This is a genomic window from Polynucleobacter corsicus (genome assembly GCF_018688255.1).
Classification (GTDB): domain Bacteria; phylum Pseudomonadota; class Gammaproteobacteria; order Burkholderiales; family Burkholderiaceae; genus Polynucleobacter; species Polynucleobacter corsicus.
Genome location: NZ_CP061314.1, coordinates 647,813 through 671,488 on the forward strand (window position 1 = coordinate 647,813; position 23,676 = coordinate 671,488).

The window sequence follows — 23,676 nt, forward strand, 5'->3', positions numbered from 1 at the left end:
GATAGCGTGAAGATTAACGAGAACAGATCGGCACTACCAGGTCAAACTGAGGCGAAGAAAAGCACTCAGGGTGGCTCTGCGTCCGCACCTGACTCCACTTCATCTGCTAAAACCCCCAATGCTGGAGTAAATCTAGATCTCAATCCAGCAGTTACAGCAGCCAGCACTGTATCTATTTCGAGTGCCCGCTCTATCTCTGATGCAGATGCATTGGAGAAGATTAGAAAGCTGATCGAGCAGGGTGAATTCAAGGTAGATTTTCCTAAAACTGCTGAGCTGATTTTGCGGGAAGCAGTTGCCGCTGCCGGTAATTCTTCTAAGTTCTAAGTGAACAATCCCATTCAGTTTCAAATTTCGCAAGTAGCTAGTGCCGTTGGATTATTACGTGCTGCGCTAGAGGCTGAAGATATTGATGCTTTACCAAATGCGATTGCCGCCGCACAGCAAGCACTCGATAAACTTAATGCCTATCCTGGTGGTGTAGAGCAACTACGTATTGATATGGATGCTTTACCTTCACCACTCAAAGAAGAAGTAAAGACTCAGCTTGAGGAAGCTACTGTGGATCATCATATTAATGGTGAACTCATTCGCTTAGCCGCACAAAAGAATGCAGCGCTACAAGCGTTCATTGCACAGCAGTCAGATTCTGCCACCTACTCAAGCACTGGTAATGTGCCAGGCCTGGGCTCTGGTACCTTCTCCAAAAAAGTCTAAGGATCTCTGCCTCAATACTGTATAGACGCTTAGGCGTCTTTTTTTATGCCCGCACGAATACGAATCATTGCCTGGGTATGGAGTTGACTCACTCGGCCGGGAGTGAGATTTAAAACGGTAGCGACATCTCTAAAAGACAATTCTTCTTGATAGTGCAAGGCCATCACTAATTGCTCCTTCTCTGGAAGCTTTTTCAGCAAGACTTCTAAGCCTTGAGCTAATTGCTTCATGGACGCGAGTTGCATCGGATCATTTTGCTTGTCCGGTGGAATGAGTTCATCAGGCAGATCATCAATTGGCGTGAGATTGACCGCTCCCGCAACGACATTAAAGTATTCGTCTAACGTGAGACCGGCAGCGTCTGCAATTTCAGTATCTTCGGGCGCTCGACCTAGCTTTTGCTCTAAAGATCGAGTCGATTTTTCAAGGGCGGTAATTTGGTCGCGCTGATGTCTTGGCAAAATATCATTTGCTCTGCACGAATCGTAGATTGCTCCCCGAATTCGTGTTTTAGCATACACCTCAAAACTTAAATTTGGCTGTGGCTGATATCGCTGTAGAGCATCTAATAGACCCGTCATTCCTTCTTGAATGAGATCATCTACTTCAACATTGGCAGACAGACGGGAAGCAATCTGATAGGCAATCTTTTTAACTAATGGCGCATGCAACTTAATGGCCTCATCGAGGCTGATTGCATGATAGGGATTTCCTGCGTAAGGTCGCATCGTAATTAGCTGCTGATTTGGTGGGCAATATGCCTAAATAAGCTAGCCGGAATGATGGGATCGACCTGAGCTGCAGTTGAAGCTTCATCATTAAAGTCGCTTAAAGATTGAGCACCTACGCAATGTAAAAGAGACAAGGAGATATCGAGCTTTGCAGAAGCTTCTTGTGCCAGCGCTCGAAAGGCTTCATCGCCTTCATTGCGATCATTCCCGCCAACCATCATGATGGAAGCAGGCTCATCAGCACTACTAATCATGAGTTGATTAATGAGGGCAATCGCTTTTGCTTGATTGCTTTTGCTGCAAGAGGCTATGACGATGTGATTGAGGTTGGCGCTTAGAAATGGCATTACCGCAGGCGCTGGATCGTCGCTGACTACAACAATGTAATCAAGGCCGAGACCAAATTCTTGTGTGCGGATGTCCAAAGCGGGGCGTACAAGCTGTTTGCTTGCAAAGTAATGACGAGCACGTGAGGCAGTCGTAAACCAAAGATTATCTTCAACTTGCAAAACAGCTTTTTCCAACGGAACTAAATTAGAAAGTGCCTGGCCTAAATCGTATTTAGTGCTGTAGATTTGGGAGTTCAATCTTTGGCGGTTATGAAATGACACTTCATCGACCAGTAAGACCTTAAATCCAGATCTTCTTAAGGCGTGTGAAACACCAAGACCAATCGCAGCTGTGCTATCTGGATCTAGGGAACTGCTTAAAAAAAATACTTTTGGCAGGTTATTTCCAAAAAGATTGCGTAAGCCCTCTGCTTGATCTGTGTTGCCAATGCTTGGTGGTTTACTAGAAAGGCTCATGAAAAGTTATTTTTCGTCCAGTCATTGAGGTAATCAGCCATAAGAGCTGGCACTTGCTCGTCCTGAACACTGAGATTGCTACTCAGTTGACGGGGACGCATTGCACGGTGCGCCAAATAAGGTACGTTCGCTTGACTTAAGTCCTCAGGAACACGCTGGCCGTTAGAGAGGAACATTAATGGCAATTCATGACGAATTAATGAATCTAGTACTGGGGCAATTTGGGCTGCTTCATCGGTCTTGGTGATAATCGCACCTAAAATACCAGTTTGATTAGCTTCTTTTGATGCCTGATTGTGTAGCGTAATTACATCTTCTTGTGTACGAAGATCGGTCGTAGAGCTCATTACCAAAATGCGATGGGCATGGCGTGAACCTTCTTTCAGAAGCTGTGATTGTTCAATCATCAAAACGTCACGCTGATTTACACCAGCGGTATCAAGCAAGATGATTCTTCTTTGAGAAAGCTCTTGTAATTTACTCGCTAAATCTTCGCTATCGCGTAAGGAGATTACGGGTAGACCGAGGATGCGTGCGAAGACCTTTAATTGTTCTTGTGCACCAATACGGTAAGTATCAGTGCTGAGCAGGGCGACTTGGTTACGGCCATAGCGCAACACGCAACGCGCAGCCACTTTGGCAACCGTAGTCGTTTTACCAACGCCAGTCGGGCCAATGAAAGCAAATACCCCGCCTTGGTCAAAAGCAGCAATCGGGTCAATCGTATGAATCATTTGCTCAAGCTTCTTCTGGACCATACCTAATAGCGAAGTAACACTATTGCAGCCATCCAGATCTTGCATGAGTTGAGTGCAAAGCTTTGGTGAAAAGCCAGCACTTAATAATGCTTTAGTGACCTCCGCAGCGCTAGCGGATTGCTGTTGAAGATTGCCCCAGTAATTGCCAGCCAAATGTGACTGCAGCATTTTTTTCACTTCTTCAACTTCGGCGATCAGTTTTTCAACCCGTGGAGTTTGCTCAGTACTTGGATTAACTCCTAATTGGTGATCAACTACATTCGCACGCGGCTCGGTCTGAATAACATCCGCAATAACCAGGCCGCCAACATCAGGATTTGAGCCTGAGGTGGGTGCTGGAGGATTAGCAATCGAGCTAGCAATCGAATTAAAGCTTGGGGTTGGTACCGCAACGACTGGCACTTCTTCTATAGTCGCTGCAGTGTTTGTAATGGGGCTGGCTGGGTGTGGGCGCTGTGTTGCGAGCTGAGCCAGGGCATCTGGCGAGATAGCCACTATCTCTACTCCCTCTGGTACATCCCGGGTAGCAAGCACTAGCGCATCTGAGCCCATTTTCTCACGCACCATTTTTAAGGCGTCAGCAGAATTAGCGGCGGTAAATTTTTGTGGGCCCATATTAATTACCTAGCGTATGAAAAATACGAAATAAAGATGAGAAATTAACAATGCGTTCATTAATTGTTGCCGGCTTGTTTACACAAGACATCAAAGTAGGAAAGATTTGCGGTAGGGGGAAGCTCACCCATGCCCAACACAATCGCTTGTGGACGCACACGTTTAGCGAGTTTTGCAAAGGTAAGGCGGCAGCGCGTGCTGCATACGATTACAGGCGGCAGGTTGGCTTCTTCAAGCGCATCGATACCGCGAATGACTTCTTCACCAAACAGTCTTGCAAGCGAAGGCTCGATGACGCCATCGGGCGCGATAGCATTGGTGCCAATCGCCTGCTCAATTAAGCGCTCAAATTCTGGCTGAATGCCTAGTACTGAGAAATTATTAGAGTCTTTGTAAACATCTTGCACGATCATGCGACGCAGTGCATAGCGCACAGGTTGCAACATATCAATTGGGTCTGGGGTCTTCGGTGCAACTTCACCAGCAACCTCTAGGATGGTGCGTAAATCTTTAATAGGCACACCCTCTTCCAAAAGAAGTTGCAGCAATCTTTGAAAGTTAGCAACACTCACTACCTTGGGAACAACGTCTTCAACTAGTTTTGGATAACTGAGTTTGAAGTGATCGAGTAATTCTTGGGCTTCTTGACGACCCAAGAGTTCGTTGGCGTGCTTGTGGACTAAGTTATCTAAATGAGTGGCCAGAACTACTGCAGGCTCTACTACGGTATAGCCTTTGGTAATAGCCTCATCGCGACGATTGCGCGTAATCCAAATTGCAGGCATGCCAAAAGTGGGATCAACTACCTTGATGCCGTCAATACCCTCTGCACCGGCTGGTTGAATCGCTAGCAAGCGATCCGGTAAACACTGACCGCGACCAATTTCTGCGCCATAAAGTAAGAAGCGGTAGGTTTCTGGTTGTAGCTGTAAGTTATCGCGAATATGAACGGATGGCGTTAAGAAACCAGTATCACCAATGAATTTTCTACGAATGGCTCTAATGCGTTTAATCAAATCACTATCGTCACCATTTTCAACTAAAGAAATCAGGCGGTAAGGGAGTTCAAGACAAAGGGGCTCGATGACCGGAACATCTTCCCAGTTCAATTCTTCGCGATTGGCTGGCCTTGCACTTGCAGTGGCTACACGGGCTTTTTCCGCTTTAATGCGGCTATTGATCAACCAAGACAGGCCACCAAAGAGTGCTGCAAAACCCAAGAAGGAGAGGTGGGGCATACCAGGCACTAAGCCTAAGATACCTAAAATGAATGCCGCAACGAGCAGACCGCTGCTGTTGGCGCTAAATTGCTTAGATATTTGATCTGAAAATGCATCTTCAGTTGCAACTCGGGTTACCAAAATACCTGCGGCAGTAGAAATTACCAGCGCCGGAATTTGGGCAACTAAGCCATCCCCGATGGAAAGGGCTGCAAATGTATTGAATGCATCCACAAACCCCATGTTGTATTGCATGACGCCAACAATGATTCCGCCAATCAGATTAATTACCAAAATCATGATGCCGGCAACCGCATCCCCACGGACGAACTTAGAAGCACCATCCATGGAGCCGTAGAAGTCAGCCTCTTGCGCCACTTCAGCGCGCCGCATCTTAGCGTCCTCCTGCTTAATAATGCCGGCATTTAAGTCCGCATCAATCGCCATTTGTTTGCCGGGCATAGAATCCAAAGCGAAGCGGGCAGAAACTTCAGCAACTCGGCCAGAGCCTTTGGTAATCACTACAAAGTTGATGATGGTGATCACAATAAAGATCACAATACCGACGGTCAGATTGTTGCCAATCATAAATTGACCAAATGCTTCAATTACCTTACCAGCAGCACCTGGCCCCGTATGGCCATCGATCAATACGATGCGGGTGGAGGCCACGTTTAAAGAAAGACGCAGTAGGGTTGTCAGAAGCAGAATCGTTGGAAAGGCAACGAAATCTTTAAAGCTCTTGATATTGATCGCCGAGATCAAGACCATGATGGAGATGGCGATATTGAGCGTGAACAACATATCGAGCACGATCGCAGGCAGCGGCACCAGCATCATCACCAAGACCATTAGGACCAGAATCGGGATACCAGCTTGCGCGGAATTGGTGCTTAAGCGTTTAAGGGAGCTGCCAAGAGCTGACATAAATTCAGGCGTGATATTTAAGTAATTGATTTATATGGGAAAAACATAAATATGCAATTTTTAATATTAATTACAAAAATTACATACTTTTACCAATGAGAATCATAACGGAAGGAGGGGGTTTTATAGCTGTTAAGTACTAAGCAAACCCTCACAAAACAACTTAAAAATAGGGATGTACCCCTTAAAACACCCCCAAAAACACCCTGAAGTGAGCGCCACAAGCTCTCGATAAAGGGAAAAGGGGGTCAAGAGTGCATTAAAAACACGGAAATCTAATAAAAATACATAACAAAAACAATGACTTAAGAATTCCTACTAAATAATTCCCAATTACCCCTAAACATATCGACCTGGGTATCCGTATTAAGTACGTAAGAAACACATTTATGAAGCATTAACAGTTACGGAGAACTAAACATGCCAGCAGTCCTTAATACCAATATGGCGTCCTTGTATGCCCAAAAGAACCTTGCTACTGCCCAAGCTGACTTAGCTGGTTCAGTACAGAAGCTCTCTTCTGGCAAGCGTATCAACAGTGCAAAAGATGATGCTGCTGGTTATGCAGTTGCTGAAGCAGTAAAGGCAACCAAGAACATTACTGATCAATCTATTCGCAATACTCAAGATGCAATTTCCTTAGTTCAAACTGCTGAAGGTGCATTAGATGTTGTAAGTAAGATGCTCCAGCGTGTTTTGACATTGACCACTCAAAAAGAGAATGGCACTCTGACAACAACGCAAACAACGTCAATTAATAATGAAATCACAAGCATGTTAAGTGAAGTTGGCCAGATTAACTCACGTACTCGTTTCCAAGGCGGATCAGCCTCACTTTTTGGTACCACTTCAACATTTACAACTGGTTCAGGTACAGCAGCTCCAACGCAAACCACGGTGACTATTGCATCGTTGTCATTATCTGCATTGGATCGATTGTCCTCAGGTGTTGCAACTGCGGCTTCAACTGGGACCGCTATTACTATTGGCGGCGGCATGAGTGGTGCTGCAGCGGTTGGCGATAAGATTTTCAAGAATGGTGTTGATACTGGCCTCACAGCCGCTGCTGCAATTACAACCACCGGCGCAACAAACTTAGCTATTACAACGTCAGCGGCATTAACGGTAGCTATTGGCGACGTTATTAGTGTTGGATCTGCAGCTGGTATTTCAAGTTCATCTAACTCAGCTTCAATTATGAATGCGGTTCAAGTAAATATCGAAAACCGTGCCAAGTTAGGTGCTTCTCAACAGCAACTCAACTACATCGTTGACAATATGCAGACTCTGTCCAATAACTTGGCGGATGCTCAAAGTCGTATTATTGATACTGACTATGCATCTGAGACAGCAAACCTAACTCGTGGTCAGATCTTGCAGCAAGCTGCAACATCGATGTTGGCGCAGGCAAACCAAATGCCTAACGTCATCTTGACCTTGTTGAAATAATTTTAAATATTTAATTAGCTACATTACGGAGAACTAAACATGCCAGCAGTCCTTAATACCAATATGGCGTCCTTGTATGCCCAAAAGAACCTTGCTACTGCCCAAGCTGACTTAGCTGGTTCAGTACAGAAGCTCTCTTCTGGCAAGCGTATCAACAGTGCAAAAGATGATGCTGCTGGTTATGCAGTTGCTGAAGCAGTAAAGGCAACCAAGAACATTACTGATCAATCTATTCGCAATACTCAAGATGCAATTTCCTTAGTTCAAACTGCTGAAGGTGCATTAGATGTTGTAAGTAAGATGCTCCAGCGTGTTTTGACATTGACCACTCAAAAAGAGAATGGCACTCTGACAACAACGCAAACAACGTCAATTAATAATGAAATCACAAGCATGTTAAGTGAAGTTGGCCAGATTAACTCACGTACTCGTTTCCAAGGCGGATCAGCCTCACTTTTTGGTACCACTTCAACATTTACAACTGGTTCAGGTACAGCAGCTCCAACGCAAACCACGGTGACTATTGCATCGTTGTCATTATCTGCATTGGATCGATTGTCCTCAGGTGTTGCAACAGCGGCTTCAACTGGGACCGCTATTACTATTGGCGGCGGCATGAGTGGTGCTGCAGCGGTTGGCGATAAGATTTTCAAGAATGGTGTTGATACTGGCCTCACAGCCGCTGCTGCAATTACAACCACCGGCGCAACAAACTTAGCTATTACAACGTCAGCGGCATTAACGGTAGCTATTGGCGACGTTATTAGTGTGGGATCTGCAGCTGGTATTTCAAGTTCATCTAACTCAGCTTCAATTATGAATGCGGTTCAAGTAAATATCGAAAACCGTGCCAAGTTAGGTGCTTCTCAACAGCAACTCAACTACATCGTTGACAATATGCAGACTCTGTCCAATAACTTGGCGGATGCTCAAAGTCGTATTATTGATACTGACTATGCATCTGAGACAGCAAACCTAACTCGTGGTCAGATCTTGCAGCAAGCTGCAACATCGATGTTGGCGCAGGCAAACCAAATGCCTAACGTCATCTTGACCTTGTTGAAATAATAAGTTGTTGATTTCTTAAGGAAAGTCTATTAGCCTAAGGGCTAGGCTAATAGACCCAGGTAAGAGGCTTCATATGAATCCAATTTCTTCCGCACCACAAGCAGTAATGCCACAGTCAAATGTGGCGTTACCGTCTAATCCCGGATTGCAGGCTTCCGATCCGGGGCAACCTATTGTTAAACCATCTGAAGTTGTTGCGCCTAAGCAGGCTCAGATTGTATTAGATACCTCAGGCATGTCCGCTGCGAGTGTTCGCGAAAGTGCGCGCCCAGTCGAAAAAGTAGTGCAAGCTGCAGCTGATGCTATTCAGACATTTATTCAGTCTAAAGGCGTTAATCTCAATATCTCTGTTGATCACACTACCGGTTATCACATTATTCGTGTGACTGATAACTCTGGCAACATGGTGATGCAGTTACCATCTGAAGAGGCTGTGCGCATTGCACACAATATGGATAGTTTGCAAGGCGTCTTCGTAGACCATATCGCCTAAATTTTTATTTGCTTAATGCAAATGCCGCCATACCAATTCGAAAGTCTCTAATTTATTATGGCCGTTAATTCAACTTCAAACACAACATCAACACTCAACGGATCCAGTGGGACCCTTGGTGGCGGTACTGTTATTGATGTTAATGCAATAGTGGGTAAGCTTGATTCAGTCGAGCAAGCACCAATTGATAAGTTGAATACTAAAATTGCCAAGCAAGATGTCTCGATTACTGACTTAGGCAACATCAAATCTAAAATGTCGATCTTACAGGCGGCATTGCAAGATTTTACAGATCCCTTAAGCTATCTCAATAAGTCCGTGACAAGTAGCAACGCCACTGTACTGTCTTCATCGATCGCTAGTTCTTTAGAGGCTAGTGCCGGTACCTATCAAGTTGATGTCACTTCAATTGCCTCTGCCTATACATCGAGCTTTGTCTCTAGCAAGTTTAATTTCACGACAGCCAATAGTATTTATTTAAAAGCTACCGATGGTACTGGTCAGACAATTAATCTTGGTGGATCTGGAGTGGCAACTTTATCTGCCTTGCGTGATGCTATTAATGCGAATTCAGGAGCTTCAAAGATCAGGGCTGCGGTTGTAGACACTGGCTCTGGCTCATCACTAGTCCTCACTTCTACAACCGGAGGCTCCGCAAATTCACTTACTGTGCAAACTACTAATGCCAGTGGAGCGGCTGTTACTGCAACTAGCTCACAAGCGGGTGCTGATGCGGTATTTAAGGTCAATAATCAGACCTTTACTCGTCCATCCAATACCGTGACAGGCGCAATACCGGGGGTAAGTTTGCAATTGCAATCCGCCGGACTATCAACCCTTACCATTAGCTCGACCAATACTACGTCGGCTCAAGCAATGTTGACTAACGTTGGCCAGGCCTATAACGACTTAATGACTTCATATACTCAATTAAGTAAGTACAACAGTGACCCCGCTCAACGTGGCTCACTTTATGGTGATGCTGCATTACAGTCAATTATCGATAACATCTCTCTATCATTTACCTCTTCGCTGACAAGATTAGGTTCGTCCTTAACGGATAAAAATAGTAGACCAATTAGCTTCACATCCCTGGGCCTAGAGATGCAGCTAGATGGTACATTAAAGTTTAATTCTGCAATGTACGATGCAGCGGTAAGTGCTGGAGCCTTTGATGAAATTGCGCAAGGCACAACTAGCTCTACAAGAACAGCGGTCAATTCTGCAATGTTCTATGGTGCCGGCTTGGACGCTGATATCAATAGTTTTACTGATCAGAAATCCATTCTTGAGAATCGCGTCAAAGATTTACAGACCCGTAAAGATGAGAAGATGGCTAAGTACCGCGCGCAGTACGCCGCATTAGACGCCTTACTCTATCAGTTGCAGTCGATGAACACCTCTTTGTCTGCAACCTTTAATGCCTTGAATAATCAAAAGAGTAACTAAGTCGTATTGATTAAGTTATTTAAAAAGAAACTATGTCCAATAAAGCACTTCAAGGTTATCAAAACATTTTTGCTCAAACATCGGTAGAGAGTGCGCGTCCTGAGAATTTAATCGCCCTCGTATTTGAAAAGCTGCTTGATCATCTTTTGTCTGCAGAAAAGCAAATGCAAGCAGGCGAGTTAGCAATTGAGTCATTAGATAAAGCTTTAGACATCTTCAAGATTGGTTTGATGCCGGCTTTAGATTTTGAAAAGGGCGGTGAGATTGCCGCTAATTTGGGTCGCTTATATGACTGGTCTATTCGGACTATTTTGAAAGCGCGTATAGCCAAAGACCCAGCCATGATTCGTGAGGTTTATAACGTATTGCTACCAGTTAATGAGGCTTGGCATACCCTTTTAACTGATCACGTTCCCGCATAAGAGATGCGAAGGGGGATGAATGGTCTTTCCCATCTCAGGACCACAGCTTCCTGACATCGTTACCCCACCCGCAAATAAGTTACGGACCGACGCTGTATCTAAAGTTGGGCCAGTAGTTCTCAATGATCTTGTTAGTGTAGATCCCCGTACCGCAGTCAATGTGGCCATCCCAACATCGTTAGCAGATGGCGCAGCGCAAGCTCGTAATCCTCTGGCTCAACCAGGCGTTATGGTTACCCCTGGAATGGATGCTGGCACTGCTGCAACCTTGGAAGGTGCATTGTTAGCTAATGCAGGCGTTGATGGTAATGAGCATGGCTTGCCCCAAGATCTCGCACGCATTCTAAGTGATGTAGGCTCCGCTAACAAATCAACAGAGCTAGTAACGCAATGGCCTGCAGTCAACTTAACAACCAGCGCTGATGCCTCTGAAAATCTTCCGCCACAGCAGGCGCTCACCCAAAACTTTCAGAAAATCTTACAAGGTTTAGCTGGCTCACCCATGTTTGCAGCGAGCGACCTAAAGCAGTTGCTTGAACCTTACTTAAGTCAAAAAGTGACCGGTGGCCTAGCGGATCTGAAGCTGCGTGATAGCGCTGCGCAGTTGCTCGACAAACTCGGCGCTGATAACCCTGCCGTGAAAGACAGCGCACGTTTGCTTTTATATGGCAATCTCTTGTGGCAAGAACAAATCATGCCGGGTGTACAGGCGCGTATTAAACGTGAAGATGCTTGGGAAAAAGATCCTCAGAATGAGGGTCAAATTATGCGTGGCTCAAAGATCTCAATTGAAATGGATCTACCCAACACAGGAAGCTTTAAGGTAGTTGGTTTGCAGTTTGGTGATTGGCTTAATGTAAAACTCAGTCCAAACCCAGAGTTTCAGAATATATTTCAAGATCAATTACAGGATTTGAGTCAGCGCTTGGAGGACCAGGTTGCTATTCCGGTGAACTATACATTTGCTGGTAAGGATGAAGGGTGAAGGATCACGCGTGAATCCCGATAAGCAAACTAAAGCAGTAGCACTCGCTTATGAAATGAATTCAATCGCGCCACGAGTAGTGGGGCAGGGAGAAGGCTATTTAGCTGAAGCCATTCTGGCTAAGGCAGCAGAGCTTGGTATACCAACACGTGTTGAGCCACAGCTAGTGGAATTCCTAATGCAATTGCGCTTGAATGATTTAGTGCCGCCAGAGTTATACGCAGCGGTAGCTGAGGTGATTGCTTGGGCACATCAATTAGATGAAAATCTGCAGCCCGGCCAAAGACCTGGTGCTGGAAAAACCTAAGGTTTTAAACCTGGAGGTTGGTAACGTCTTTGTAGGCGTCAATCAGGCGGTTGCGAACAGCCAACATACCTTGGAATGAAATATTTGCTTTTTGCAAAGAAACCATAACTTCTTCTAGGCTCATCGAAGAGTCGCCAGTAGAAAAAGCCTGAACTTTAGCTTGAGCGGTATTTTGCGCATTGCTGACTTCAGCAACTGCATTTTTCAGAATGGTTTTGAAATCAACGCCATCAGGGCTTGAGTTTGTTGAAGGTGCGTTAACGCCTGAACCCTGGCCCAATGCTGCAGCTTGTTCAAGGGCTTGCAACTGGGCAAGCATTGCGTTTACTTTTTCAATACTCATGATTAGATTCTAGGTTACTTTCATTCAAATTCAAAACCGGCATCTTTATAAGCCTTCAGCTTATAGCGAAGGGCTCTTTCAGATATTCCTAATACACTTACGGCCTTTTTGCGGTTTCCGTTTACCTGAACTAAGACCTTCAAGATATGGTCTCTTTCCAAACTGCTGATATCGGAACCCCCTTCAGGGCCAGTTTGTGGTGCATTCACTACACTTGCACTACTAACACTTTTATTTAAAGCAATTTTTGTGCCAGAAATATCATCAAGCTCCAGATCTGCTGGCTCAATGACCGAATGATCAGATAGTAGTAGGGCTCTTTGGATGGCATTTTCTAGTTCTCGGACATTCCCCGGCCAGGCGTAGCTCTGCAGAAGGGCTTTGGAATTCTTACTGAGACTGGAGTCAGTTCGGCCCATGGTTTTGCCATAGCGGCGCAAAAAGGACTCAGCCAAAGGCAAGACATCGCCGCCACGCTCCCTAAGGCCAGGGATGCGGATTGGAAATACCGCAATACGGAAATACAGGTCTTCGCGGAACTTGCCTTCAGCTACTCTGGCCTGCAAGTCCTTATTGGTAGCGGTAATGATGCGGACATCACATGAGATGGACTCCCGGCCTCCTAGGCGCTCAATCACCTTATCTTGGAGGACGCGAAGCAGTTTTGCTTGTAACTCTAGGGGCATTTCTCCGATTTCGTCTAGAAAAAGGGTGCCTCCATTCGCTTGCTCAAACTTACCAGGTGAGGTCTTGGTTGCCCCAGTAAACGCCCCTTTTTCATGGCCAAAGAGAGTCGATTCAAGCAGGGTTTCTGGGATGGCAGCGCAGTTAATTGCGACATAGGGCTTGTTGGCTCGGTTCGATAATTCATGGATTCTTTTAGCAAAAATATCTTTACCAACGCCGGATTCTCCAGTCAAAAGAGCGGTCGCATCAGTCTTTCCGACCCGTTCGCAGCGTGCCATAACGGCAAGAGTTGCCGGGTCTACGGCAATAATTTCCTGAACATTGCCGTTTTTGGTCGTAATTGGATTGGAGCTCTCTTTTTGATAGCGCTCAATGACCTCAACGAGCTGATCGGGTACAAAAGGCTTTATCAAAAAGTCCCGGGCGCCGGATTTGAGGGCCTCAACCGCCAGTTTGGCGTCCGCAAAGGCGGTCATCACCACAACAGGTAGATCGGGCTGGATTTTACGGGCTTCTCTTAAGAGCTCAATACCATTCATACCTGGCAAACGAAAGTCCGTAATGAGGATATTAGGGTAGTTTGGCTGAATCAGGCCCAGGGCCAGCTCTGCTCTATCTACGATCTTGTGTTCAATACCCTTGAGAGAGAGGGTAATGGCGATAGCCTCCCGTAAATCGTCATCATCCTCAACCAGTAAGACTGGTGGGAGGTTTGATGGGTTGGTTTGGGAAATCGACATTATTTCTAGAGCTCGGTTAAAGATGGAAGGCTGATAGTAAAGCGTGCGCCACCATTGGGGCGGTTGCTGACCAAGATTTGGCCGCGATGGCTCTCAATATTACTTCTGGCAATCGACAGGCCAAGACCGTTTCCGGTAACCCGACCACTAGAGAATGGTTCAAAGATAGTGTCCATCATGTTTTCGGCAATACCTGGACCATAGTCCTCAATAATGATTTCAGTCTGATTGGGCTGGTCATGACAGCTGATTTCTACCAATTGGCCGGGTTCGCTCACCTGGATCGCATTCTCCAAAATGGCTACAAAGGCGCTAATAATCGAGTGTTTTTCAACATTAACAAGGGTATGTGGGCACTCTAAGCTTAGTTTGAGCTCGATATTGCGTTCCTGGCTTAATCCTTGGGCAGCCTGACAGGCCTCCTCTAATAGCTCGTGGACCGCTACTGGGGTAGTTTGCTGAGGCCTTTGCTTGAGAAATAAGAGCATATTTGAAGCTAATTTCTCTAGGCTAATTAATTGCTTACGTAATCTATCAGCAAATAACTGCTTTTGATCATCAGTAATATTTTGGTCCGCCAAGTGGGAAGCGTAGAGTAGGGCCGTAGAGAGCGGGGTTCTGAGTTGGTGGGCAATACCGGCACTCATCTTACCCATTGCTGTGAGGCGGCTCATGCGCTCCTCTTCGGCGCGATTAGCGATTGCGCTGGAAATGTCCTGAATCTGAATAACGCTTCGTGCACCAGTCTTGACTTCCAAAATTTGAAGGATTTGCTGTTTATCAGCCAGTTGTCTTGAATGCTCCCCGGCAGCGCCAGTAATTCCTGCCTTTACTTCATAAATTTGCGTAGTCTGCTGCTTATCATCCTGTCGCCTTAAATGGTCTCCGGGACTATTAGACGACTTCCAAGTCCCAGGGATTTTCCAGGGCATACCCTTGGTCAACTCCGGAATGAAGTGCGCAGCAGCTGGATTAAAGTCAATCAATTGATCATGTTCCGCCAAAATCACGCCTGCTGGTAGCGAATTGAGAAGACTAGAGAGTCTAGAGTTGGCAGCAATTAATTGGCTGCTTAATTCATTGAGCTGCCCTTGAAGCACGGCCTGTTGAGCTTCTAAGGCTTTAGATGCTTCAATAAAAAGATCAAATGCCTCTTCTAAACCTTGCGATTTTTGAGTTGCGGTATCGGTTTGAGGATCAGGCATAAATAATTGATTTAGCGAGGCTTTTCGTCAATGCAGCACGAAAAAATTTATCTTTCAATTATGACATTCATATATACTTTTTGGTATTAATGCTGTTTTTATGACTATTACGCTTTTTATAGCGGTATTTTTCGTATCTATTTTTTATAAAGTTTTTATTTTGAGCGATAGACAAGAGCCTAAATTATTAGACCCAGATAGCGGAGCTGCCTCTGTCAACTTGGGCTCAAGCGCAACTAGTACGGTTAATGCAAGTGCCTCTGCAGGTACAAACTCATTTAGCAATGCAATGAATCTTATTAAAGCCCGTTTTGACAATTTAAACATGCGTCAAAAAATGGGTCTAGCAGGTGCTGCTCTATTCTTAGTAGTTGCGGTTGCCGGCGTTTCCATGAGCGGAAATAAAAGCGGTCAATATAAAGTCTTATTTTCAAATCTGACTGATACGGATGGGGCGGCAATTGTTGCTTCGCTCCAGCAGATGGATGTCCCTTATAAATTTACTGAAGGTGGTGGCGCATTAATGGTGCCTGAGTCTTCTGTATATGACGCACGCTTAAAACTTGCTGGCCAAGGATTGCCAAAATCTGGAACCGTAGGATTCGAAGTTCTGGAAAATCAAAAGTTAGGCACTAGCCAGTTTGTTGAACAAGTGAACTATCAGCGTGCATTGGAAGGTGAGCTTTCCAAGAGCATTACTTCTATCGGTTCTATCAAGATCGCTCGTGTCCACCTGGCCGTGCCTAAGCAAACCGCTTTTGTGCGCGACCAAGAGAAGCCTACCGCATCCGTTGTCTTAAAAATGTACCCAGGACGATTTTTAGATCCACAACAGGTAGTTGCGATCACTTATTTGGTAAGTTCATCTGTGCCGAAACTATCCCCAGCACAGGTATCGATTGTTGATCAAGACGGTAACTTGTTGTCTCATCAACCGCAACGTGCTGATAGCCTTGATTCTTCTCAGATTAAGTATGTTGCTGAGCTAGAACATGCCTTATCTAAGCGTATTGCTATTTTGCTTGAGCCGGTGATTGGCAAAGACAATGTGCGAGCACAAGTCACGCTGGATTTGAACTTTGATGAGCGTACGTTGACCCAAGAAACGTATGGTAAAAACTCTGCGCCCAATCAAGCAAGTGTTCGTAGCCAGCAAAATTCAGAATCTACTGGTCAGCAATCAACGACTGGTGCAGTGCCTGGTGCGCTCACCAATCAAGCGCCGCCTCAGCCAGTTGCACCGCTAAGCGGACCACTTGCAGCTGATAACGAAGCGCAACAATTAATCTCTCCATCTAGCACGATGGGCGCTAATTCCTCTGGTAAACGCGACAGCACTATTAACTACGAAGTCGATCGAGCGATTGAGGTATTGAAAGCCAATAAAGGCCAGCTAAAACGCGTTGCCGCTGCAGTAGTTGTCAACTTTAAGCCGGCAATCATGGATAGGGATGGCGCAGTAGTTGAATCTGCTGCACCCTATTCCCCCGAAGAAATGCAGCAAATCAACAATATCGTACGTGATGCAGTTGGTTTCGTGGAGAAGCGTGGCGACACAGTAAGCGTAGCAAATATTGCATTTGCACCTGAAGTGACTGAAAAGATTCCCTTCTATAAAGATGCATCTTTGACAGATTTAATTAAAGAGTTTTTAAAGTTTGGTATTTTGTTATTGGCATTAATCCTGGCATACCTCACTGTCATGCGCACATTGATTGCGCCTAAGAAAGCGAAGGAACTTGAGCAGGAGGCACAAGCTACGGAGGATGTGATGGAGCAGATGCAACAAGCCCGCATTCGCGAGAGAAATTTTCGTGAGCAAGCTGAAGTTAGACAAAAGGCTGAGGAGGCAAGAGAAAATGCTCGTGCTGCCGAAGAAGCTTTGCGCGCTGAGTATGACAACTTAGTGAGCTATACCGAAGACTTTGTAAAAGCCAATCCACAAGTATTGGCAAGCTTGCTCAAGAATTGGCAAGAAACAAAAGCAAAGATTGATGCGGCTCGCAACAATCTATCTGGCGACTCTAAAGCTGCCGGAGGAAATATCTAATGAGCACACCTGCTAATCAATATCGCTTGCACCAGGGGATGGATTTAACCCCATCCTTAAGTGATGCCATGAAGCGAGGCCTTGAGCAATCTAGTGCCCAAGCTCATTCTGTAAGCGATGTGGACGAGTTTGATAACTTACATAAAGTAGCAATGATTTTGTTACTAGTTGGCCCCGAGTTTTCTGCTGAAGTATTACGCAAATTAAGCCCTGAGGATGTACAAGCGCTCTCGGTGCGCATGGCTGGCATGAGCTTTATTGATAAGCTAACTGCTGCAAAGGTGTTATCTGAATTTAAAGAAATTACTAACTGGCACGCCCCAGTTGGCGGTGATGTTGGTTCCATTATGGGCGTATTGGGTGACAAAGAAAATCTCGATAACGTTGTGACATTAGCGGGCATAGAGGCAGTCGCTTCTGCAACGCCTGAAGCACTCTATGAAGTGGTGCGTAATGAGCACCCTCAAATTGTAGCGAGCTTGATGACTTTCTTGCGCCCAGAGCAAACCTCTGCTTTTGTGGCGATGTTCCCTGAAGATCGTCGAAATGAATTGATGTTACGTGTCGCACTTTTAGATAAAGTGGATGCTGAGGCGATTCAAGTTCTGAACGAAGTCATGATGCAATTGCTGGGTCCAGATGCCAAGAAATCAGATGTTGGAAGTGGTGGAATTACACCTACTGCCGATATTCTGAATTACATGGCTGATGATATGAATAAGAGTGCTATTGATCGCATTCGTGATTACGATAACGACTTAGCCGAAGCTATTGTCGAAAGAATGTTTACCTTTGAAGATTTCTTAGATGTTGCTGACAAATCTCTTGAAACAGTCTTGCTCGAAGTGCCACAAGATATCTTGATCATTGCTTTGAAGGGTGCAAGTCCAAAATTGCGTGAGAAGATTTTCAGTAATATGACTAAACGCTCTGCAGAGCGAACCCGTGATGAGTTGGACACCTTGCCGCCTGTAAAGGTATCTGATGTTGAAGATCGTCAACGTGAAATCGTTCGTATTGCGCGTGCGATGGCCGATAGGAAGCTGATTGTTCTTCAGTCTGGTAAGCATCTAGACGAATTTATTTAAGCGCTTCCCATGGTTATTAAGTGGATGCCACCATCGTTTGATCCAAAGCTCCCAGAGCCGGTTATCGTTCCACATCACGATTTAGCTGAGCCAATACTACAGCTGCCTAACGTTGAGGAAATAGAAGCGATTCGTAAGGCCGCCTTCCAAGAGGGTTACACCCAGGGTTTTCAGACAGGTAATCAACAGGGTGAAGTAGAGGGTCTGCAAACAGGCACAGTTGCTGGTGCGCAAGCTGGCTATAAACAAGCTTATGACGATGCCAAAGCCGATATTGATTCTTTAACAAAGTCATTGCAGGATATCTTGGCTGCTTTGCAAGGTTTGCCTGAGGCAATTACTCAGCCGCTCAATGAATTGGCTTATGAGATTGCACTGCGTATTTCTGGTAAAGATGAAATTGAGCGCGGGCCATTTGTTGCCGCCATTCAAGAGGCCTTGATGCGCTTGCCTAGACCCGGTGAAACTTTGCATCTTCGCATCTCTGAAGCGGATTCGATTATCTGGAAGCGCATCATAGATGATCCAGGCTTACCTTTTTCTTGCAGTCTTTTACTAGATGCTGATGTGCCATCTGGTCATGCATTTGCAGAGCTTGATCATGCTCGTATCGATGTTGGTTTTGAGGCTAGAAAAGTGATTGCGCGCTCCTTACTGGGATTGCCAAATTACCAGCAATTGTCTGGCGAAGAAAACTTCTAAGCCTTCTCCTATGACGATTCGCGCGGATCAAGTCCATTCCAAATTAAATCTCGCCTTAGATCATTTCAGATCAGGTCCTAAATCGATTCGTGAAGGCCGCTTAAAAAAGGTTTCAGGTTTTGTCCTTGAAGTGGAAGGCTTGCCTCTACCAATGGGAGCCAGTGCCTGTATCTGGTCTCAGGGTTCAGAGTATTTTATTGATGCTGAATGTATTGGCTTTAATGGCGGCATCACCTATTTAATGGCCATAGATTCGATCGATGGTATTTCTCCGGGTGCCTTAGTCTATCCAGCAAATACCCCGTTCATGGCAAATGGCGTCTATACCATTCGTAATTCGGTCAAGCCACTCGCGATCGGCAATCAATTACTCGGCCGAATTGTGGACGGTTTTGGGCGGCCCTTAGATGGTAAAGGCGAGGGCGAACTTCAAGCCAGGCCAGTCAATACACGCTCATTAAATCCAATGGAGCGACATCCAATTCATGAGCCTATGGATACTGGCTTAAGAAGCGTGAATAGTATGCTGACGATTGGCCGCGGCCAGCGTATTGGTATTTTTGCTGGATCTGGTGTTGGTAAAAGTGTGACTCTCGGAATGTTGAGTCGTAATTGCGTAGCCGATGTGATTGTGGTGTCCTTAGTCGGAGAGCGTAGTCGTGAGGTGCGAGAGTTTTGCGAAGATATTTTGGATCCAGAAACAGCAAAAAGGGCTGTTGTAGTTGCTGCACCAGCAGATTCTTCGCCGTTAGCGCGTGCTAAGGGTGCTTGGTACGCCACTGAAATTGCTACCTGGTTTAGGGATCATGACAAGCATGTCGTGCTGATAGTGGATTCACTCACTCGCTTTGCTATGGCGCAACGTGAAATTGGTTTAAGTCTGGGCGAGGCTCCTGTATCCAGAGGATACCCACCTAGCGTCTTTGGAAAAATTCCCGAACTTTTAGAAAAAGTCGGGAATGGCAAGAGTCCTCATGGCTCCATTACAGCTTTTTATACTTTATTGCTCGAGGGGGATGATATCAATGACCCCGTAGCAGATACCGCTCGCGGTGTCCTCGACGGCCACTTTTTCCTGTCACGTGAGTTGGCTGACTCTGGTCATTACCCAGCTATCGATATTGAGAAATCGATTTCTCGTGCCATGCCCAGGGTAGTGAAGCCGGAACATTTAATGGCTGCACGCCGCTTTAAGCAGTTGTATAGCCGCTATATGCGAGGACGTGATTTGCTCAGCATGGGCGCTTACGCTCCAGGTACTGATCCTGATTTTGATGCAGCTATTCGTTTATGGCCAAAGATGCAAAAGTTTCTGCAGCAAGATATTTCCGAAGTGGCTCACTTTGATGGGGCGGTGGATAGCTTGATGTCGATTGTCGCGGAGGCTGCATGAGCAAGGCCTTAAATCTGATTTTGCAGTTTGCAAAAAATCAGGAAAACCGTACGAGTAGTCAATTAAAGCGTTTAAATGGCGAACTTCGTAGAAGTGAGGCCTTTAATCAGCAGGTCGTCAAATACGTCCAGGATTATGAAAAGCAAATGCTTGATACTGCCAGCAGGGGGGCAACTGTCGCTTTTTTGCAGGATTCCAGCTCTTTTAGAAATCGCCTGCAGGCGGGTGTAGAGGAGCAAGAAGGCCAGATTGCTAAACTGAACGTGGCTATGGTCAATGCCCGGGAGCAGGCAATTGAGTCCAAATTGAGGGTTCAGGGCATTGAAAAGGTTCTCGCCAGAAAAAAGATCGAGGCCTTGGCTGAAAGAGCTCGCCAGGAGCGCCTAGAATTAGAAGATTGCATTATTTCTCGTCTGCACGGAGATTCTGGCACGAAACCTGCTTAGTAATATTTACCTAAACGGGGAATATTTATGGCAAATTTGAATCCACTCCAAACTTTACAGTCTCGCGATAACCTGATTTTTGCTAATCAGTCTACGCCCGATGCTGCACAAAATCATTCAGATCAAGGACTTACGAGTTTCCCGGATGAACTTCGAGCGGCCAGACAACAGAGCCAGACTTCCACCCCAGATACCCCTCGAGCAGAGTCTAAAAACACCCGGGCACCCGAAGAAAAGCCGCAAAATTTGCCGCCTTCGACCGATCAAGCCCAACAAGACGCTGCAAATATTGCCGCTCCCCAAACAAATTCCCAGTCTGATGCCCCTCAGGCCAATGCGCAGACCCCATCAGAGACACCCCCAGCTCAAAGCGTTGATCAAGCTACCTTAGGGCAGGTAGAAGTTGCTTTGACGGTTGAGGCAAAAGCCGCTACTGCAACAGAGACCTTGGCAGTGGTTGAGTCAGCATTAAACGCAGTATTAATTGACGGCGCTGTTCAGCAGGCTGGTGATACAGAAATTACCGCCGCGAATCTGAATACTCAAACTCAGGCAACTCTAGCAAAAACTGCTGCAGCTGCAGCTGTTCTTCAGTCTGGTGAGGTGCTTGCAGGCATTGCTGATGCTCAAGTTGCTATTATTGACCCATCTATTGTTGCCGTTACTAAAGAGGCGGCTGTGATTGCAGATGTCTTGCAAGCAGAAGATACGCAAACTGAAGTCGTGACCACTAACGTTCAAGTTGATGCAAACCCTATTGCTGTTGCCAATGTGGTGCAAATTGCTGTTGCCCCAGTAGTGCAGGCAGCTCAAGTAGTGACGGCTGATGTTGGCGCTCCAGCTGCTGAGCTTGCGCAAAGGACTGTTGCGAATGCTAATGCCACGACAAGCCAAATTAATATGAATGCGCAAGCTGACAGTGTTGCTGTAGAAGAGAAGCTGGTAGGTCCGGTGGACTCAGGCAATACCCAAGCGTTTGTCGCCACTCTCAATCAGGCCATAACAAATGAGAGCAGTGCACCAGTGCAGCCTCAGGTATCAACTACACCGGCAGTGGAGTCAGTCAAAATGAATCTAGGCCAAACAGTACTAGTGAGTTCTACAGTAGCTGCTCAAGCACAGGTAAATACAGAGCAGGTTGCTGTTAATGCTGCTGCCGTTCAGGATCTACCTTTAGATCAAGTAGTGATTCAGAAAATTGAATTGCCTACGGCCAATGCTCAAACTGCCGTGAATGTTGCTGCTACTCCAGCGGTTCAAAATGCGGTTCAGGCAGTTAGCGCATCTTCTGATACAGCGGCAATCGATCAAGTGGTTTCAGTAAGTACTGGTGCCACGATTGCTAAGCCGGCTGATCAAGCGGTAGTGCAAGCTGCTCCTAAACCCGTAAATCTACCAACAGTAGAAGAGGGCGAATTCTCAAAGCAAGTACGCCCTCAAAATACTGAAAGCTTTGTGGCTGCCTCTGCAGTTGCGAAACAAGAGCGCTCAACACACGTTGTTGAAGGCGATGATGTATTGACACAAGCAAGCAATAACAGTGTTAATTTGGCCGATGCAAAACAAACCAGTTTTATTTCTACTTTGAATCAAGAAGTGAAGTTAACTCAAACTACGACGGTGAAGTTGGAGCCACAAAATGCCTCATTGGCAACTGGCCCACTTAACGCTGAAGTGATGCGCGTTCTCAAAGAGGGTGGCGGTCGCGTGGTCATGGAGGTTACTCCTCCGGACCAAGGCACTATCCGCATTGATTTGCGCTTAGATAACCAGGGTCGTGCGATTGTGGTGGTCGATGGCGCAAGTGACTCAACCCGTACCCGTTTGGAGCAGGGTAGTTCACAGTTAAAAGAGCAGTTGGCTCAAATGGGCCTCTCCTTAAGTTTGGATATGCGGCAGCAGTCTGATAACACGGGTCAACCCCAATTTATGGCCGAAGGCATTGCCTTTAGTAATAGTGGTACTGGCTCAACAGTATCCGCAAACGCAGATGTGGCTGCTGGCGTATTGAGTGCTGCCATACCAGCTGCTGACGGTAGAATTAATCTGTACGCCTAATCGAATCATTATTGAACAAAGACTTGCAGTGTATGAATCCAAATAAACAAGCCGTATTTTTCAGTCAGGCCCAAGTTGCTAATAAGCGACGTATGCCTGCGCTTGAAATTGTTCATGAGGCATTTGCACGTAGTCTGAGAGTTCAGCTTACGCATATTGTGGGTACTTCAGTAGTTGTCAATTCCAGTTTTTCTGGCCTTAAGAATTATCAGGAATTCATTGAGTCAGCTCCAGCGACAGCCAGTATTCAAGTGGTTGGCTTTGATCATGTGGAAGGTTATGGTTGCTGGTCATTGGACATGAATACGCTCAATGTTGCTGTAGATACTATCTTTGGCGGTAACGGTAGCTTTCCGCCGAATGGTTCTGGCCATCAGAAAAAGCTTTCCATCACGGAGATGCGCATTGCGCGCCGAATTTTAGAAGTGATCGTTCAGGAATATGAGAAGGCCTGGAAGCCGCTAGCCGATATCCGCTTTGACTTTGCAAGACATGAAGAGCAGTTTGATGATTTGCGCCTTGCTGCTCCTGAGGAGCAGGTACTTCACAGTACATTTAAAGTGAACGTGAATGGCAATAAAGGCCATTTAGATTTCTGCGTTCCTTATTGGGTTTTAGAGCCATTCAAGGAAAAGATTTGGAGTAATGAGGTCAAGGTAAAGCGGGAAACCGATTTGTACTGGGCAAGCTCTTTGGAAACTCAATTACAAGATGCTTCTGTTTCGATGGTAGCTGTATTGGCTCGCAAAGAAATGACCATTCGTGAGATCCTAGGAATGTCGATTGGCGAAATTATTCCCATTGACATTGATGACCCTGTGACGATGTATGTTGATGGATTGCCAATGATCCAGGGTAAATATGGTGTCAAGAACAATAAATATTCTGTGAAGGTTGAATCCATTCAACGTCCAGCACAATTCCTCAAAAATCCGGTAAATTCCCCAGCTTCTGAGGCTAGCGTCATGCGCAGCGAAGAGCAGGGTGACCTCTATATGCAACAAAAAGGCGAATAAT

The 23,676-nt window shown here is 45.9% G+C and carries 23 protein-coding genes; 16 read left to right on the top strand and 7 right to left on the bottom strand.

The genetic code is table 11. The features are described 5' to 3' along the window. The first annotated feature begins 6 nt into the window (after window positions 1-6). Together C2747_RS03475 and C2747_RS03480 are read left to right on the top strand one after the other, a co-directional pair. On the top strand, window positions 7-327 hold the full coding sequence (locus tag C2747_RS03475) for a flagellar biosynthesis anti-sigma factor FlgM (RefSeq protein WP_215332452.1): 321 nt from the start codon (window positions 7-9) through the stop codon (window positions 325-327). Next, a complete protein-coding gene (locus C2747_RS03480) occupies window positions 328-717 on the top strand; it encodes a hypothetical protein (RefSeq protein WP_215332454.1) in 390 nt (129 codons plus the stop codon). Window positions 718-746: 29 nt separating this feature from the next. On the opposite strand, the gene C2747_RS03485 is transcribed toward C2747_RS03480, so the two are convergent. The 4 genes from C2747_RS03485 to flhA are packed head-to-tail and all read right to left on the bottom strand — an operon-like array spanning window position 747 to window position 5,774. Further along, complete coding sequence (locus C2747_RS03485; RefSeq protein WP_215332456.1) at window positions 747-1,445, bottom strand: FliA/WhiG family RNA polymerase sigma factor; 699 nt, start codon at window positions 1,443-1,445, stop codon at window positions 747-749. 5 nt (window positions 1,446-1,450) lie between these two features. Further along, window positions 1,451-2,254 (bottom strand): MinD/ParA family ATP-binding protein, encoded by an 804-nt coding sequence (locus tag C2747_RS03490; RefSeq protein WP_215332458.1) that lies wholly within the window; start codon window positions 2,252-2,254, stop codon window positions 1,451-1,453. Then, entirely contained in the window at window positions 2,251-3,627 is a 1,377-nt protein-coding gene (gene flhF, locus C2747_RS03495) for a flagellar biosynthesis GTPase FlhF (RefSeq protein WP_215332460.1), read from the bottom strand. Before flhF ends, C2747_RS03490 begins: the two co-directional genes overlap by 4 nt. A gap of 59 nt (window positions 3,628-3,686) precedes the next feature. Continuing rightward, window positions 3,687-5,774, bottom strand: coding sequence for a flagellar biosynthesis protein FlhA (gene flhA, locus C2747_RS03500; RefSeq protein WP_215332462.1), 2,088 nt, complete (start codon window positions 5,772-5,774; stop codon window positions 3,687-3,689). A gap of 420 nt (window positions 5,775-6,194) precedes the next feature. On the opposite strand from flhA, the gene C2747_RS03505 reads away from it, so the two are divergent. From C2747_RS03505 to C2747_RS03535, 7 genes are all read left to right on the top strand, one after another. Then, window positions 6,195-7,223 (top strand): flagellin N-terminal helical domain-containing protein, encoded by a 1,029-nt coding sequence (locus C2747_RS03505; protein WP_215332464.1) that lies wholly within the window; start codon window positions 6,195-6,197, stop codon window positions 7,221-7,223. 39 nt (window positions 7,224-7,262) lie between these two features. Continuing rightward, entirely contained in the window at window positions 7,263-8,291 is a 1,029-nt protein-coding gene (locus C2747_RS03510; protein ID WP_215332464.1) for a flagellin N-terminal helical domain-containing protein, read from the top strand. 73 nt (window positions 8,292-8,364) lie between these two features. Next, complete coding sequence (locus tag C2747_RS03515) at window positions 8,365-8,784, top strand: flagellar protein FlaG (RefSeq protein WP_215332466.1); 420 nt, start codon at window positions 8,365-8,367, stop codon at window positions 8,782-8,784. A gap of 57 nt (window positions 8,785-8,841) precedes the next feature. Continuing rightward, window positions 8,842-10,233: a flagellar filament capping protein FliD gene (gene fliD, locus C2747_RS03520; RefSeq protein ID WP_215332468.1), complete on the top strand. Its 1,392-nt coding sequence runs from the start codon at window positions 8,842-8,844 to the stop codon at window positions 10,231-10,233. Window positions 10,234-10,265: 32 nt separating this feature from the next. Next, on the top strand, window positions 10,266-10,655 hold the full coding sequence (fliS, locus tag C2747_RS03525; RefSeq protein ID WP_215332470.1) for a flagellar export chaperone FliS: 390 nt from the start codon (window positions 10,266-10,268) through the stop codon (window positions 10,653-10,655). A gap of 19 nt (window positions 10,656-10,674) precedes the next feature. Continuing rightward, complete coding sequence (locus tag C2747_RS03530; RefSeq protein WP_215332472.1) at window positions 10,675-11,640, top strand: hypothetical protein; 966 nt, start codon at window positions 10,675-10,677, stop codon at window positions 11,638-11,640. 10 nt (window positions 11,641-11,650) lie between these two features. Further along, window positions 11,651-11,947 carry an EscU/YscU/HrcU family type III secretion system export apparatus switch protein gene (locus C2747_RS03535; RefSeq protein WP_251374813.1) on the top strand — a complete coding sequence of 99 codons (297 nt, stop codon included), beginning with the start codon at window positions 11,651-11,653 and terminating at the stop codon, window positions 11,945-11,947. A gap of 4 nt (window positions 11,948-11,951) precedes the next feature. Here C2747_RS03535 and fliE read toward each other — a convergent pair whose 3' ends face one another. Genes fliE through C2747_RS03550 form a run of 3 tightly spaced genes read right to left on the bottom strand, consistent with a single transcriptional unit; the run spans window position 11,952 to window position 14,922 of the window. Beyond that, window positions 11,952-12,290, bottom strand: a complete 339-nt coding sequence (gene fliE, locus C2747_RS03540; RefSeq protein ID WP_215332476.1) for a flagellar hook-basal body complex protein FliE — start codon at window positions 12,288-12,290, stop codon at window positions 11,952-11,954. Window positions 12,291-12,310: 20 nt separating this feature from the next. Continuing rightward, on the bottom strand, window positions 12,311-13,717 hold the full coding sequence (locus C2747_RS03545) for a sigma-54-dependent transcriptional regulator (protein WP_215332478.1): 1,407 nt from the start codon (window positions 13,715-13,717) through the stop codon (window positions 12,311-12,313). A 5-nt stretch (window positions 13,718-13,722) separates the two neighbouring features. Then, window positions 13,723-14,922, bottom strand: coding sequence for a sensor histidine kinase (locus C2747_RS03550; protein WP_215332480.1), 1,200 nt, complete (start codon window positions 14,920-14,922; stop codon window positions 13,723-13,725). A 160-nt stretch (window positions 14,923-15,082) separates the two neighbouring features. Between C2747_RS03550 and fliF the strand changes: the two genes are divergently transcribed. From fliF to C2747_RS03585, 7 genes are read left to right on the top strand one after another with little or no spacing between them, the layout of a single operon-like run. Then, window positions 15,083-16,972 (top strand): flagellar basal-body MS-ring/collar protein FliF, encoded by a 1,890-nt coding sequence (gene fliF / locus C2747_RS03555; RefSeq protein WP_215332482.1) that lies wholly within the window; start codon window positions 15,083-15,085, stop codon window positions 16,970-16,972. Then, entirely contained in the window at window positions 16,972-18,060 is a 1,089-nt protein-coding gene (gene fliG / locus C2747_RS03560) for a flagellar motor switch protein FliG (protein WP_215332484.1), read from the top strand. Before fliF ends, fliG begins: the two co-directional genes overlap by 1 nt. A 9-nt stretch (window positions 18,061-18,069) precedes the next feature. Then, window positions 18,070-18,762, top strand: coding sequence for a FliH/SctL family protein (locus C2747_RS03565; protein ID WP_215332486.1), 693 nt, complete (start codon window positions 18,070-18,072; stop codon window positions 18,760-18,762). Between the two features lie 10 nt (window positions 18,763-18,772). Further along, the gene (locus C2747_RS03570; RefSeq protein WP_215332487.1) at window positions 18,773-20,155 is read left to right on the top strand and encodes a FliI/YscN family ATPase; all 1,383 of its coding nucleotides are present in this window, start codon (window positions 18,773-18,775) and stop codon (window positions 20,153-20,155) included. Beyond that, complete coding sequence (gene fliJ, locus C2747_RS03575) at window positions 20,152-20,601, top strand: flagellar export protein FliJ (protein WP_215332488.1); 450 nt, start codon at window positions 20,152-20,154, stop codon at window positions 20,599-20,601. Before C2747_RS03570 ends, fliJ begins: the two co-directional genes overlap by 4 nt. Window positions 20,602-20,628: 27 nt before the next feature. Continuing rightward, a complete protein-coding gene (locus tag C2747_RS03580) occupies window positions 20,629-22,659 on the top strand; it encodes a flagellar hook-length control protein FliK (RefSeq protein WP_215332489.1) in 2,031 nt (676 codons plus the stop codon). A gap of 32 nt (window positions 22,660-22,691) precedes the next feature. Continuing rightward, window positions 22,692-23,675 (top strand): flagellar motor switch protein FliM, encoded by a 984-nt coding sequence (locus tag C2747_RS03585; protein WP_215332490.1) that lies wholly within the window; start codon window positions 22,692-22,694, stop codon window positions 23,673-23,675. The last annotated feature ends 1 nt before the right edge of the window (window position 23,676 follow it).

Coding starts and splice junctions, on each gene's coding strand:
- fliD (WP_215332468.1), top strand. CDS start 8,842: ATGGCCGTTAATTCAACTTCAAACACAACATCAACACTCAACGGATCC.
- C2747_RS03485 (WP_215332456.1), bottom strand. CDS start 1,445: ATGCGACCTTACGCAGGAAATCCCTATCATGCAATCAGCCTCGATGAG.
- fliE (WP_215332476.1), bottom strand. CDS start 12,290: ATGAGTATTGAAAAAGTAAACGCAATGCTTGCCCAGTTGCAAGCCCTT.
- fliG (WP_215332484.1), top strand. CDS start 16,972: ATGAGCACACCTGCTAATCAATATCGCTTGCACCAGGGGATGGATTTA.
- C2747_RS03550 (WP_215332480.1), bottom strand. CDS start 14,922: ATGCCTGATCCTCAAACCGATACCGCAACTCAAAAATCGCAAGGTTTA.
- C2747_RS03510 (WP_215332464.1), top strand. CDS start 7,263: ATGCCAGCAGTCCTTAATACCAATATGGCGTCCTTGTATGCCCAAAAG.
- C2747_RS03565 (WP_215332486.1), top strand. CDS start 18,070: ATGGTTATTAAGTGGATGCCACCATCGTTTGATCCAAAGCTCCCAGAG.
- C2747_RS03570 (WP_215332487.1), top strand. CDS start 18,773: ATGACGATTCGCGCGGATCAAGTCCATTCCAAATTAAATCTCGCCTTA.
- C2747_RS03515 (WP_215332466.1), top strand. CDS start 8,365: ATGAATCCAATTTCTTCCGCACCACAAGCAGTAATGCCACAGTCAAAT.
- C2747_RS03585 (WP_215332490.1), top strand. CDS start 22,692: ATGAATCCAAATAAACAAGCCGTATTTTTCAGTCAGGCCCAAGTTGCT.
- flhA (WP_215332462.1), bottom strand. CDS start 5,774: ATGTCAGCTCTTGGCAGCTCCCTTAAACGCTTAAGCACCAATTCCGCG.
- fliS (WP_215332470.1), top strand. CDS start 10,266: ATGTCCAATAAAGCACTTCAAGGTTATCAAAACATTTTTGCTCAAACA.
- C2747_RS03530 (WP_215332472.1), top strand. CDS start 10,675: ATGGTCTTTCCCATCTCAGGACCACAGCTTCCTGACATCGTTACCCCA.
- C2747_RS03490 (WP_215332458.1), bottom strand. CDS start 2,254: ATGAGCCTTTCTAGTAAACCACCAAGCATTGGCAACACAGATCAAGCA.
- fliJ (WP_215332488.1), top strand. CDS start 20,152: ATGAGCAAGGCCTTAAATCTGATTTTGCAGTTTGCAAAAAATCAGGAA.
- flhF (WP_215332460.1), bottom strand. CDS start 3,627: ATGGGCCCACAAAAATTTACCGCCGCTAATTCTGCTGACGCCTTAAAA.
- C2747_RS03545 (WP_215332478.1), bottom strand. CDS start 13,717: ATGTCGATTTCCCAAACCAACCCATCAAACCTCCCACCAGTCTTACTG.
- C2747_RS03580 (WP_215332489.1), top strand. CDS start 20,629: ATGGCAAATTTGAATCCACTCCAAACTTTACAGTCTCGCGATAACCTG.
- C2747_RS03505 (WP_215332464.1), top strand. CDS start 6,195: ATGCCAGCAGTCCTTAATACCAATATGGCGTCCTTGTATGCCCAAAAG.